Raw genomic sequence first — 12,260 nt, 5'->3', positions numbered from 1 at the left:
CCGCAGCATTTCTCATCCATCCGGAATCTCTATGGGCGTCCGCTTGCCGACGCTGGGCGGCCGCAGCAGGTCGCGCTGCAGGTCGTTGGCGGCCAGTTCGCGCGCTTCGTCCAGCCGATCGACGGATGCCCAGGTGGAATACCCGGGAGAGTACTTGTAGAGCAAGGCGCGCCGCCGCCGGTCGGAAGTCCACGTGGTGGTGCCGTGGACCAGCGCTTCGGTGAAGATGAGCATGTCCCCGGCCATGAAGGAGGGGTTCACGACGAGGTGGGAATCCACGGGCGGGCGGTAACGGAAGTTGGCCTTGTGACTGCCCGGGACGCAGATGAGTCCTCCGTCGCCGGGATGTACGTCCTCCAGGGCGTACATGACCACGATCAGGCCGTTGTACATCTTACCATCGAACCACTGGTACTGGTGTTCGCCGTGGTCATGCCTCAGCCCGCCGTGCAAGTTGGGCTTCACGTGCCCCCGCTCCACGGACTGCCGGTCCATCTGAAGCCCGTACGCGTGGTCCAGCCGCAACCATTCCCCGATCATCGTGCGGATGATACGCAGCGTAGGGGGATGGGCCATGAGTTCCATGAAAACCGGATCGAGCAGGAGAAAATCGAAACCGTGGGTCTCTTCGGAGAGGTGATCGTCCAGGATGCCGTTCATGTGATCGACCTGGTCCCGGGACAACATGTCTTTATAGATGATGTAGCCGTTGAGGTCGAATTCGAAGATCTCGGCTTCGGTCATGGATTCCTCCTCACGCATCCGGTATTTCCACCGGCGTCCGGCCCTCGATGCTGGGTGCTCTGAGCAGGTCGCGCTGCAGGTCGTTGGCGGCAATCTCCCGCAGCTTTTCCCAATTCTCCGGGATCGCCCACGTGGAGTGTCCGGGCGAGTACTTGTAGAGCAGGGAGCGCCGCTTGTCCGCCGAGGTCCACGTGTCGGTCCCATGGACCAGCGCTTCCGTGAAGATCAGCATATCGCCAGCCCTGAAGGTGGGATTCACGACGATATGCGAGTCCACAGCCGGTTTGAAGTCCATGTTGGCCTTGTGGCTTCCCGGCACGCAGATGAAACCGCCGTCGCCGGGGTTTACGTCTTTGAGGGCATACATGACGACGGTCAGCCCGTTGTACATCTTCCCGTTGAACCACTGGTAATGATGCTCGCCGTTGTCTTCCAGCGGCCCGCCGTGGAGGTTCGGCCTGACATCGCCCCGTTCCTCGGAGCGCGTATCCATCTGGAGCCCGTAGGCGTGATCGAGGCGCATCCATCTTCCGATGATCGTCTCGAGGATGTTCAGCGTCCGGGGCAGGGCCATGACCTCCATGAACACAGGGTCAAGTTCCAGGAAACGGAAATTGTAGGATTCATCCGTGAGGTGTCTGTCGAGCACCCCGTTCATATGGTCGACTTGGTCCCGGGTCAGCACGTTCCGGTACATGATGTAGCCGTTGAGATCGAATTCGAAGATTTCCGCTTCGGTCATGGTTGCCTCCAGATACTTCTCCGAGTTCATACTTACTTAGGCTTCCCTGGTTGACCTCCGTCCGCCACTACTGGTGCGCCTACCGCGCCGTCGGGCAGGGTATTCCTCCGTTTCCATCGCCTCCATTCCCTGTCCCTCTTTTTCTTCATCTGTTCTTCCGCCCATGCTTCCAAAGGTACGTCACCGGGTTCCGGGCGCCAGTATCTGGAGGCCGGGTGGGCCGGGTCACCGTCCTGGTAGACCACGCCGTCTTCCGTGGTGTTGGAGCCCAGCAACTGACGCTGGACCGGCGTGCATCGCGCAAGCAACCCGGAGTCCTGCCGGTCGTAATCCCCTGGACGCGCCCAGCGGTAGTTATATCCGTAGTAGAGGCACTTCCGGGTGCGGTCGGACAGGTTGGGCGTCAGGCAGTGCCACAGGGCCGTGCGCCAGACCATGGCGGTCCCCGGACGGACGTTCACTTCGACGATGTCCTCCGGGTCGATGTGGTAATCCGGATCGTGAATCAGGCTGGGCGAACGGAGGTGACTGCCGCGCACCACGCAGATGGCGCCGCTGTTATGCTCGGTAAGATCGGTGAGGTAGTACCCGACCTTCACCTCGAAGAACGGGACGATGCCGTTCGTAATCGGGTAGCCGTAGTTGGGTGCGTCGGAATGCCAGGGGAAGAAACTGCCTGATACCCCGAGTTCGGTCTCTTTGTGGTTCTTCATAGGAGGACGGACGTCCACGTGGGAAGTGCGGATCTGGATGTTGACGCCCATGACGTCCACGACAAGCGGAAGGATCGCGGGATATTCGATCAGCGCAAAGAGTTCATCGTGGAGAGCCAGGGAATTCCGGATCTGGTAGGCGGCCTCCGGGGAGGTGCCATGCGCCTTGTGAAGCTTTTCATAAAGCTCATCGACGACGTCCAGCAACCGGTCGACATGGTCTGGAGAGAGGGCGTCCTCGATCAGGATGAAGCCGTCTTCGTCGAACTGTTTCCGTTGAGCTTCCGTAATGGCCAGGTAGGGTTCAGGTTCAAACGGTTCCGGCGCGGCCTGGACAGCGGGGATGGTCATCGTTTCACTCCTTTGTCATTTCGTCCTTCGGTCCACCGTTCTCTCCGACCTTCGGTCGATCAACTCCACAGGCGGTCGTGAGACCGTAATTCGTTCCACTCGTCGGTGGGTTCGAAGTATCCGGGGTCCTTCTCGCTGACGTGCTCCCGAATGGCCTCTTCATTCAATTCGATGCCCAGGCCCGGCGCATCCGGCACCGTCATGAACCCGTCCTGGACCGCCGGCTCCGGAAGGCCGGTCACCAGGTCGCCCCACCAGGGCACGTCCACGTGGTGGTGCTCCAGGGCGATGAAGTTCTCCGTGGCCGCGGCGCAGTGCACGCTGGCCATCTGGGCGACCGGCATGGCGGACATGTGCAGCGCCATGGAGATACCGTATTCCTGGGCCGTATCGCCGATCCTCTTGGTTTCCAGTATGCCGCCCGACGTGGCCAGGTCGGGATGGCACACGGAAATGGCCCGGTTCTCGAAGAGCTCCATGAACCCTTCCCGGAGATAGATGTCCTCCCCCGTGCAGATCGGCGTATCGCAGGCGTCGCGCAGGCGGACGTACTGCTCGGTGAACTGCCACGGGACCATGTCCTCGTACCAGGCCAGGTTGTACCGGTCCAGCGCCTTGCCCAGGCGGATGCAGTCCTCCACGCCGATGTGTCCGAAGTGGTCGACGGCGAGGGGGATCTCGTACCCGACGATGTCGCGGACGCCCGCCACGTAGTCCGACAGCAGGCCGATGCCTTTATCGGTCAGCCGAATCCCGGTGAAAGGATGCATGATGTGCAGGGTATCCAGTATCCCGGAGGGGGCCGAAAGGGTACCGGGTATGTCCTTCAGCAGGCCGATGCCCACGTCCATCTTCAGGAAGGTGAAACCCCGGTCCATGCGTTCCTTAAGGCGTCGGCCCATCTTTCCCGCATCCGGGGTCGACGTCGTATCGCAGTAGATACGAACTCGGTCTCGGAATTTGCCGCCCGCCAACTGGTAGGCCGGCACGCCGTAGGCCTTGCCCGCGAGGTCCATCAGGGCCATTTCGACGGCGCAGACGCCGCCGGCCTGCCGGGCGTGATGGCCGAACTGGCGTATCTTCCGAAAGATCCTGCCGACGTCGCATGGATTTTCGCCCAGGATGCGCGACTTGAGGGCCAGGGCGTAGGTCTTGCTGGCGCCGTCGCGCACCTCTCCAAGGCCGTGGATGTCCTGGTTGGTATCGAGCCTGATGATCGTTGACGCGCCGATGGTGACCGTGCGCATGTCGGTGATACGCAGTTCGCCGGGGCGGGAAGCGGCGTTGACGTGTCCCTCGATAGTCATGCCTGTTCCTTGGACCAGTGCGCCGGCGGTTCTACCGGACCGCGATCCCACACGGTGGGAAAGTAATGGCCGGTCAGGAGTTCACCTGGTTCGACGTCGACCCGCCGCTCCATGATATGAGTTCTGGTAGGTTCGTAGCGCGTCCATCCGGGCATGTAGTGCACGGCGATGGCCGGCCGGCCGTTGGCGGACGGATTGGGCGGGCTGCCGTGCCAGGTCAGGCAGTGGTGGAACATGCACTCGCCTTTCTTCACCTCGCAGGGGACGATCTCGATCTCTTCGTCACTGGGGATGAGTGACCGATCGGGATCCGGTGTGAAACCATCCTCGTTCGTCCCGATCGTGCCGCCCTTGTGAGGTCCCCAATGGTGGCTGCGCGGCACCATGCGCATGCAGCCGTTCTCCACGGTGGCGTCGTCGAGCGCCACCCAGGCGCTCACCAGATCGGCCGGCTGGATGATCGGCCAGTAGGGATGGTCCTGGTGCCAGTCGGTTGCCCCGCCGCGACGCGGTGGCTTGTACTGGATCTGGTCGTGCCACACCCTCAGCACGTCGGTGCCGATCAGGTCGCAGGCCATGCGGCAGATTTCAGGGTGGTAGAGATGGGCGCGGAATCCGTCGTCCGCCTGCCAGGTGTTGACCACCTGGATCACCACGTCCCTTTCCGCTTCCAGTTCCTCGCCGGCTATGTTCCGAACCGCCTCGGCCTTGCCGCGGGACGTGCCCGCGATCACGGTCATCAGGCGATCCCGCAACGCGTCGGCCTCTTCGTCGCTGTAGACACGACCGACGTTGAGAAACCCTACCGCTCTGAATTCGTCGATCTGCGCCTGGATCAGGGACACGCTTCGTCTCCTGGTTTATTACAATGATCGATGGGCTTCCAGATCGTGGAAAGATTGGTGCGAACGTAGCGGAAACCGCATCTGATGTCAAGCCTGATGTCTACCCGATGTCTTCCCGAATTCGCTTGACGATACCATGTCCGTTGTTTACTTCCCGGAAACACCTACCACAGTTCAACTCCACGTCACCAGAGGAACCCTGAATGGCGATACGCATGGCGCAGTACGGCACCGGTCACGGACATGCGGCCGGCAAACTTCAATCTATGTTGACCCATCCCGATGTCGAGTGCGTCGGGGTCTATGAGCCCGATGAGGCGCGGCGTGCCGCGTTGGAGCAGGGCGGTGGACCGTATGCGGGCGTCCGCTGGTTTAAACGCGCCGAGGACATGCTTGGCGACACCGGTATCACTGCCATAGCTTCTGAAGGCCGCAACGACGAAAGCCTGGCCCAGACGGAGGAGATCGTCCGCGCCGGCAAGCATGCCTGGTACGACAAGCCCGCGGGAGACGACTGGCCGGCCTGGCAGCGGGTGGTCGCACAGGCCGAAATGGCGAACCTGCAGGTGCAGATGGGGTACATGTTCCGGTACCACGACGGGTTCTGCAAGATCGCCGACTGGGCACGGTCCGGCATGCTGGGCAACGTGTTTTCGATCCGCGCGCACATGTCGACTAACGTCCCCGCCTCGTCCCGCGAAGTAATCAGTGCCCATCGGGGAGGCATATTCTACGACTTGGCCGGTCACATGCTCGACCAGGTGGTCTGGATCCTCGGCCGGCCGTCTGAGGTGACCGCGTTTCTGCGCAACGAAACCGGGGAAGTGCCCGCTTTCGCGGACAACGGCCTGGGCGTGTTTGAATACGAGCATGCCATGGCCACCGTGGATATCGCCGCCATGGAACCGTCTCCGCCCGCCCGCCGCTTCGAGGTATACGGAACAGAAGGCAGCGCCATACTACTCGAACCCTTTGAGCCGGGCACGGAGATCCGGCTGGTCCTGACCGGAGCCCGGGACGGGTATCCCGCGGGAGAATCCCGCGTACCCGTGACGGGCCGCAGCCGCCAGGCGCTGTATGACCTCGAACTGGTGTCTCTCCTGAAGACTATCTCGGGTGAACAGCCGCCGGACCGTCCCCTGTCCCACGAACTGCTCGTGCAGGAGACCCTGCTCCGCGCGACGCGGGTCCTGTCGTGAATCGACCGGTGAAACAGTACGATGTCATCGTGGTCGGCGGCGGAGTCGTCGGCGTCTCGACGGCCTACGTGCTGGCCCGTCGCGGGATGGGCGTCCTTCTGCTCGAGCGATACGCACCCGTCCACGAACACGGCAGTTCACACGGCGACAGCCGCATGATCCGTTTCGACTACGAAGAGAACGTGTACGTCGAAATGGCGGCGCGCGCCTTCCGGGCCTGGGAGGATCTCGCGAATCGCCTGGGCAGGCCGGTGTTCAGGCAGACCGGCATCTGCAACCTGGCGCCCGCGGACGCAGAAGTGCTGGAGACGCTGGAAACCCGGCTGCGGGACTGCGAACTTCCTTTCGAGCGACTGGACGGTCCATCCTTTGCGCGCCGTTTCCCCCAGCTAAACCTGCCAAAGAACGGCGAGGCCATCTACCAACCCGACAGTGCCGTGCTTTTCGCCGACGAGGTGGTACGGAGCCTGTGGGACTGCGTCCTGGAAGACGGCGTGGACGCCCTTACGGAAACGGAAGTCGCTTCGATCGTCCCGAGCGAAGCGCGCGTCGAGGTCACGGCGTCGGACGGACGGTCTTGGTCAGGCACCCGCCTCGTGCTGGCAACCGGTGGCTGGACGGACCGGTGGCTGCGCACGCTGGGGATCAATGTCGATCTGGTGGTGACGCGGGAATTGCTGGCTTATTTCCCGCAGAAGGGGCCGGTCCCCCACGAGGCGGGCGCCATGCCCAACGTGATCGATTACCACACCCCCGATCCCTTCTACTGCGTGCCCCAGGTGCGGGTGCCGGGCGTCAAGGCCGGCTGCCACAGGACCGGCCGGGTCGTGGAGGCCGACGACCCTGAAGAGGTCGACGGCGCCAATCTCGCCGCGGTGCAGGATTTCATCGGACGTAGATGTCCCCACCTGTCCCGGGATCCCGTCGCGGTGAAACACTGTCTGTACACCAACTCGGCGGATTTCCACTTCATCCTGGACCGGCATCCCGATTACAGCCACGTAGTCGTCGCGGCAGGGTTCTCGGGTCACGGGTTCAAGTTCGGTCCAGTGCTGGGCGATACACTGGCCGCCCTGCTGTTCGATGAACCGCCGCCAGTCGACACGAGCCTGTTCGGTCTCGAAAGATTCAGTAGTCAAAGCGTGCTTAAGCCTCGTACGCTCGCGTGACCCCCAACGCAGTCAAAGCGTGCTTAAGCCTCGTACGCTCGCGTAATTCTTGCTACGCCGGCAGGCGCGTCTTTCCGTTCACACGAACCGGCGGCCTTCCTTGAACACGCCGATGATCCGCCGGATGGCCGTGATATCCTGGAGAGGATCGCCGTCGACGGCAAGGATATCCGCGAATTTGCCGGGTTCCAGGGATCCGACCCGGTCCGTCATGCCCAGCATCTCGGCAGCCCGGCTCGTGGCGGCGATGATCGCGCCCATTGGGGAAAAGCCGCAGCATTTGACGGCGATGACGAGGCTCCCGGCGAAATCCTCGAATCGTGTGTCCGGGACGCCCGCGTCGCTGGATATGACCATGCGGACGCCTTCTTCCAGCGTCCGACGCAGCAAGGCGAATCGTTCACCGAGTTCGCTGTTGAGCAGCTCCTCCACTTCTTCCGGCGAACCCGTCCTCGGCCCCGTGATCGTGTGGCTGACGTAGAGCCCCTTCTTCAGAATCAGGGCGACGGCCGCCTCGTCGTAACGGTGGTCTTCTTCCTCCCCCATCCACGAACAGTGCTCGATGCTGTCGGTGCCGGCGATGGCGCAGTTCATAACGCCTTCGGTCCCGTGGGCGTGGGCGGCGACCTTTCTGCCCAGTCGATGGGCGTCGTCGACGAGGGCCGTCAACGTCTCCGCCGTGTACTGAGCGCGGCGCACGTTGCTGTCGGGGGTCAATCCGCCCCCGGTCGCGCAGACCTTGACCCAGTCCACGCCCATGGTGACCACCGTGCGCACGGCCTTCAGCACCTCCTCCGTGCTGTCCGCGCTGATCCCCATGTAGTGGAGGTGCCCCGCCGTCGTGGTGATGGGCAGACCGCAGGCCAGGATGCGCGGCCCGTCCAGGTGGCCCCCGTCGATGGCCCGCTTCAGGGTCAGGGTCACGCCGAACACGTCAGCGCAATCACGGACGGTCGTCACTCCGCCCCGCAAGGTCCGTCGGGCGTTCCCGGCGGCCTCGACCACGGATTCGACGGCGGTCTTGTGCGCCAGGGAGGTTACGCAGTCCTCCCGCGCGTTCATGACGAGATGGACGTGGGTATCGATGAGGCCGGGGAGCAGCGTGGCCGTACCGAAGTCGACGATCTCCGCGTCCTGAGGTATCGAGAGGCTTTCGCGGGATCCGACGGCCTGGATCCGGTTGCCGTCCACCAGGATCAGCCCGTCGGGAATCGGCGTCTTGCCTTTCCCGTTGATGATCAAGCCGCCCTTGATGGCCTTTAACAAGCGTCCTGCTCCTGGCTTCCGGGTTACGCGGGGTCGTTCGCGGCGGGTATTTCGTCGAAGGCGCCCATGCTGCTGTACTTCTCCAGCCGGGCTTCCAGCCGTTCGTCGACGGACTGTCCGCCCGCCTCGTGCAATGCCTTGAGGATGGATTTCCTGACGTTGGAAATAGCCGCTTCGTGGTCGCGGTGCGCGCCGCCGAAGGGTTCGGGTACGATCTCGTCGATGACGCCGAACTGGAGCAGGTCGGTGGCGGCAAGCCGAAGGGCCTCGGCGCAGTCGGCCTTGCGGGCAGCCGCCTTCTCCTGGTCCTTCCACAGAATGGTGGAACAGGGTTCGGGGCTGATGACCGAATACCAGGCGTTTTCCATCATGATGACGCGGTCGCCCACCCCGATCCCCAGGGCCCCGCCGCTGGCGCCCTCGCCGATCACCATGACGATGATGGGTACACGCAGACGCCCCATCTCGTAGATGTTCCGGGCGATCGCCTCTGCCTGGCCCCTTTCTTCGGCGCCCGCGCCGGGATAGGCTCCCGGGGTATCGACAAGAGACAGGACCGGCATGTCGAACTTCTCGGCCAGTTTCATGATGCGCAGGGCCTTGCGGTATCCCTCGGGACCCGCCATGCCGAAATTGCGCATCACGTTTTCCTTCGTGTTCTTCCCCTTCTGGTGACCGACCACGGCGATGGGCTGGCCATCCATTTTCGCCAGCCCCGTGACCATGGCCTTGTCGTCCCCGAAGGACCGGTCGCCGTGCAGTTCGACGAAATCCTCCATCATCCCGTCGATATAGTCGAGCGTGTGGGGGCGGTTCGGATGACGGGCGATGAGCACGCGCTGCCACCGGGTCAGGTTGGAATAGGTCTTCTGCCGCTGCCGGGCCACTTCCTCTTCCAGGCGCTGGATCTCGTCGGCCAGGGCGTCGAGGTTCTCGGTCACCGCATAGTTTCTCATTTCCTCTATGCGCTTCTCGAGCTCGTAGATCGGTTTTTCAAATTCGAGAATCGGGCCGTTCTCTTCCATGGCATGCTCCAGGCTGCACCATCCGGCGTCATAAACTGGAATCGCGGCGGACACACGAAGTTCACGTAGTCCCGCCGCGTTCCTTCAAATAAAGACCAACAGGCATGTCCTGTCAAGGGCGGGGCCTGCCGGACGAAAACATAGGGTCTCCTGGCAAACGTTGTAAGCATGTAATCCGTTCCCGTTTCGTGACCTCACGATCGACCAGGCGGTCCCGGGCCGGAAGGGCCAAACCCCTTGACATCCCGGTTCCTGTTTGTTAGTTGCCCGATGACCGTATCCTGATTGAAAGCTCCGTTGGTTTACCACGCGGACAAGAGGGTCTGTGCGGGCTGGTAGGATCCGCGAAAGGCCGGACATCTACGCGGAAGGGAAGATCCGCGCGGGGTGGGAGGATCTGCTTTCATGACCGAGGGTGATCTACCCGGTGGAACGGGCCTTGCGTCCGCATACCCCTTGTCGCCGGACCACGTGCGGCAATACCGTGAAAACGGCCACGTGCATCTCCGGGACGTCTGTACAAAGGAAGAGATCGCGGAGTATCGGGGGATACTGAGGTCGGTCACGGCCGAACGGTTCGCCGGGGCGAGCAAGATGAGCGATCGGCCGGAGGACGATTTCTCCCGCGTATTCATGCAGACGTTCAACCTGAGGGAAGCGGACGAGCGTGCCGCACGGTTTATCCAGTCGCGTCGGTTCGGACAGATAGCGGCCGACCTCATGGGGGTGGACGCGGTCCGCATCTACTACGACAAGGCGATGTTCAAGGAACCCGAAAGCTGGATCACGCCCTGGCACCAGGACGGTCCCCACTGGCCGCTGTGCTCGGACCAAGTCCTCACCATGTGGATCCCCCTCGTGGACGCCGCCATCGACATGGGGCCGCCCCGCTTCGCGAGCGGCACCCACAGAGACAAAGTGCTCGGTCCCAGAGGGATACACCGCGAATCGGAGTCGTTCTTCGAAGACTTTATCCGCACGAACCGGATTCCGGTCGTGGAAGAGGAGATTCCTGCGGGGGGCGCCACCCTGCACAGCCACTGGGTCGTTCACGGCGCGCGGGCCAACACGTCGGGGCGAATCCGTGAAGCGCTCGGTATCACGTTCTACGAGGATGGTTTGCTAATCGACGACTCGGCTTGCAGCACGGAAAACCGGCCGGTCATCGATGCCAATCTGGGAAGCAGGCGCCCGGGCCAGCGGGCCGACCATCCTAGGAACCAGGTCGTGTTCGCCCGGTCCTGATTGCGGACCGTCAGGCGCGTTGTCGGGCGGGGCGCGCATCACTGAGCGCACGGCGGCGAATATTGAGAGGAACGGCGAGGATTTGACACGAGAAGATGAACTCATCGAAAAGCTGCGCGGCAGGCGCAGCAGGATACTGGATCCCGCCCGGGACGCACTTACCGCGTCCATCGCGGTCCCGATACGCGCGCGCGGAACCGGTGACGGATTGGACCTGCTCTACCTGCTCCGCGTGCAACGCGGGGGCGATCCCTGGTCGGGCCATATCAGTTTCCCCGGCGGAAAGATCGACGCGTCCGACAAAGGTCCCCTGGAAACGGCCATCCGCGAAACCCGGGAAGAAACGTCCCTCGATCTTTCCGAGGCGGAATGCGTCTGCCGGCTCGACGACCAGGCCACCCATTTGAGCAAAGTGCACGTCGCCGCTTTCGTGTTTTTCCTGTCGAATGGGTCAGAACTGTCCGTGTCCCTCAACCATGAGATCCAGCGTGCGTTCTGGATCCCGCTGGCCGATCTGATGGATGAGAATCGCTACGTCACGACCGTCGTCTCGGGGGAATGGGGGAAACAGGAGGTGCCCGCCATCGACCTGCTGGGCGCCGAAGAACCCGTGCTCTGGGGACTCACGTACCGTTTCACCGCCCAGATCCTGGCCTGTATCGGGCACAGGATTCCAGGCGGAACCGAGGTGCAGATACGCTAGACCGTCGGTGCCGCCGTTGACCCTGCAACAAAGTTGAAATCTGAAAACAAAGAGGAAGATTTCCATGAAACTGTCCCTGTCCGTCCGTGTCGCCGAATCCGTGCTGAACAAGGAAGAAGCCAACCGTTCCATGGAGCACCTGGCGGACCTGGCCCGGGAGCTCGGATACGCCGCCATGTGCATGCGGGCCTCCCAGGCCGGCATAAAGACGCCCTTGGAACAGATCACCCGGGTGCGAAAGATCCTCGACGAACGGGGACTGCCCGTTTCCATGGTGACGGGAGACATCCCCATACCCGCAAACGACGAACACGCCCCGGACGCCCTGCGGAACATCACGCCCTACCTGGACCTGACCGCGTTACTGGGCGCCGACCTGATCCGGATCGGCATGAAAACGGATGAAGAGGTCGCCTGGGCGCAGCGGGCTTCGGACGAGGCAGCCGAACGGAGTATCCGGCTCGCCCACCAGTCCCACACGCGCAGCCTGTTCGAAACGGTGGAGGAGTCCGTCTCGGTGCTGAAGCGCGTGGGACGTCCGAATTTCGGCATCATCTACGAACCGGCCAATCTCGACCTGTGCGGCCAGGATTACGGTCCAGAGACCATCCGGCGTTTCGCGCCCTGGCTGTTCAACGTCTATCTGCAGAACCACCGCCTGAATCCGGCGGGTTCCATGACCCTGAACACCTGGGTGAAGGGCCCCGCGCCCCACGACCCTGTTCCGCTCCAGGAAACGGGCGGGATCGATTTCCCCATCATCATGAAGACGCTCGAGGAACTCGGATACGACGGCTACGTCACCGTGCACCAGGCCTTCGCCGAGCTCATGGAACCCGAAGAAGCCGCCCGCCAGAGCTACGACTACCTGACGTCTATCGCGGACTTCGGGTGAGGGATTTACATCCGAAGCAAACCCGGCAGTCGCCTCGTCCATTCTGAATATCAAAG

At 62.7% G+C, this 12,260-nt stretch carries 12 protein-coding genes; 5 read left to right on the top strand and 7 right to left on the bottom strand.

What is annotated here, in order from left to right; genetic code table 11:
- Positions 1-12: 12 nt before the first annotated feature.
- The 5 genes from OXG98_02650 to OXG98_02630 are packed head-to-tail and all read right to left on the bottom strand — an operon-like array spanning position 13 to position 4,702.
- Positions 13-744, bottom strand: a complete 732-nt coding sequence (locus OXG98_02650; GenBank protein MCY3770909.1) for a phytanoyl-CoA dioxygenase family protein — start codon at positions 742-744, stop codon at positions 13-15.
- Between the two features lie 10 nt (positions 745-754).
- Complete coding sequence (locus tag OXG98_02645; GenBank protein MCY3770908.1) at positions 755-1,486, bottom strand: phytanoyl-CoA dioxygenase family protein; 732 nt, start codon at positions 1,484-1,486, stop codon at positions 755-757.
- Between the two features lie 32 nt (positions 1,487-1,518).
- The gene (locus tag OXG98_02640) at positions 1,519-2,550 is read right to left on the bottom strand and encodes a phytanoyl-CoA dioxygenase family protein (protein MCY3770907.1); all 1,032 of its coding nucleotides are present in this window, start codon (positions 2,548-2,550) and stop codon (positions 1,519-1,521) included.
- 59 nt (positions 2,551-2,609) lie between these two features.
- Positions 2,610-3,857 carry a mandelate racemase/muconate lactonizing enzyme family protein gene (locus OXG98_02635; GenBank protein MCY3770906.1) on the bottom strand — a complete coding sequence of 416 codons (1,248 nt, stop codon included), beginning with the start codon at positions 3,855-3,857 and terminating at the stop codon, positions 2,610-2,612.
- Positions 3,854-4,702, bottom strand: coding sequence for a phytanoyl-CoA dioxygenase family protein (locus OXG98_02630; GenBank protein MCY3770905.1), 849 nt, complete (start codon positions 4,700-4,702; stop codon positions 3,854-3,856). The genes OXG98_02635 and OXG98_02630 overlap by 4 nt, the downstream gene beginning before the upstream one ends.
- 203 nt (positions 4,703-4,905) lie before the next feature.
- Between OXG98_02630 and OXG98_02625 the strand changes: the two genes are divergently transcribed.
- Both OXG98_02625 and solA read left to right on the top strand, forming a co-directional pair.
- Complete coding sequence (locus OXG98_02625; GenBank protein MCY3770904.1) at positions 4,906-5,901, top strand: Gfo/Idh/MocA family oxidoreductase; 996 nt, start codon at positions 4,906-4,908, stop codon at positions 5,899-5,901.
- An 8-nt stretch (positions 5,902-5,909) separates the two neighbouring features.
- Positions 5,910-7,070, top strand: coding sequence for an N-methyl-L-tryptophan oxidase (solA, locus tag OXG98_02620; protein ID MCY3770903.1), 1,161 nt, complete (start codon positions 5,910-5,912; stop codon positions 7,068-7,070).
- Between the two features lie 78 nt (positions 7,071-7,148).
- Here solA and OXG98_02615 read toward each other — a convergent pair whose 3' ends face one another.
- The gene (locus OXG98_02615) at positions 7,149-8,336 is read right to left on the bottom strand and encodes an amidohydrolase family protein (protein MCY3770902.1); all 1,188 of its coding nucleotides are present in this window, start codon (positions 8,334-8,336) and stop codon (positions 7,149-7,151) included.
- A 23-nt stretch (positions 8,337-8,359) separates the two neighbouring features.
- Positions 8,360-9,361, bottom strand: a complete 1,002-nt coding sequence (locus OXG98_02610) for an acetyl-CoA carboxylase carboxyltransferase subunit alpha (protein ID MCY3770901.1) — start codon at positions 9,359-9,361, stop codon at positions 8,360-8,362.
- Positions 9,362-9,766: 405 nt separating this feature from the next.
- Here OXG98_02610 and OXG98_02605 point away from each other — a divergent pair, with 405 nt between their 5' ends.
- The 3 genes from OXG98_02605 to OXG98_02595 all read left to right on the top strand — a co-directional run bounded on the left by OXG98_02605 (position 9,767) and on the right by OXG98_02595 (position 12,204).
- Complete coding sequence (locus OXG98_02605) at positions 9,767-10,606, top strand: phytanoyl-CoA dioxygenase family protein (GenBank protein ID MCY3770900.1); 840 nt, start codon at positions 9,767-9,769, stop codon at positions 10,604-10,606.
- An 82-nt stretch (positions 10,607-10,688) separates the two neighbouring features.
- The gene (locus OXG98_02600; GenBank protein ID MCY3770899.1) at positions 10,689-11,309 is read left to right on the top strand and encodes a CoA pyrophosphatase; all 621 of its coding nucleotides are present in this window, start codon (positions 10,689-10,691) and stop codon (positions 11,307-11,309) included.
- A gap of 64 nt (positions 11,310-11,373) precedes the next feature.
- Entirely contained in the window at positions 11,374-12,204 is an 831-nt protein-coding gene (locus tag OXG98_02595) for a TIM barrel protein (GenBank protein ID MCY3770898.1), read from the top strand.
- Positions 12,205-12,260 lie beyond the last annotated feature (56 nt).

This window comes from Gemmatimonadota bacterium, assembly GCA_026706345.1.
Taxonomy (GTDB): Bacteria; JAAXHH01; JAAXHH01; order JAAXHH01; family JAAXHH01; genus JAAXHH01.
This window is presented reverse-complemented; position numbering and strand designations above follow the sequence as displayed.

Excerpts from the sequence above, each read along its gene's own strand:
- OXG98_02650 (MCY3770909.1), bottom strand. The coding sequence starts at position 744 with ATGACCGAAGCCGAGATCTTCGAATTCGACCTCAACGGCTACATCATC.
- OXG98_02645 (MCY3770908.1), bottom strand. The coding sequence starts at position 1,486 with ATGACCGAAGCGGAAATCTTCGAATTCGATCTCAACGGCTACATCATG.
- OXG98_02640 (MCY3770907.1), bottom strand. The coding sequence starts at position 2,550 with ATGACCATCCCCGCTGTCCAGGCCGCGCCGGAACCGTTTGAACCTGAA.
- OXG98_02635 (MCY3770906.1), bottom strand. The coding sequence starts at position 3,857 with ATGACTATCGAGGGACACGTCAACGCCGCTTCCCGCCCCGGCGAACTG.
- OXG98_02625 (MCY3770904.1), top strand. The coding sequence starts at position 4,906 with ATGGCGATACGCATGGCGCAGTACGGCACCGGTCACGGACATGCGGCC.
- OXG98_02610 (MCY3770901.1), bottom strand. The coding sequence starts at position 9,361 with ATGGAAGAGAACGGCCCGATTCTCGAATTTGAAAAACCGATCTACGAG.
- OXG98_02605 (MCY3770900.1), top strand. The coding sequence starts at position 9,767 with ATGACCGAGGGTGATCTACCCGGTGGAACGGGCCTTGCGTCCGCATAC.
- OXG98_02595 (MCY3770898.1), top strand. The coding sequence starts at position 11,374 with ATGAAACTGTCCCTGTCCGTCCGTGTCGCCGAATCCGTGCTGAACAAG.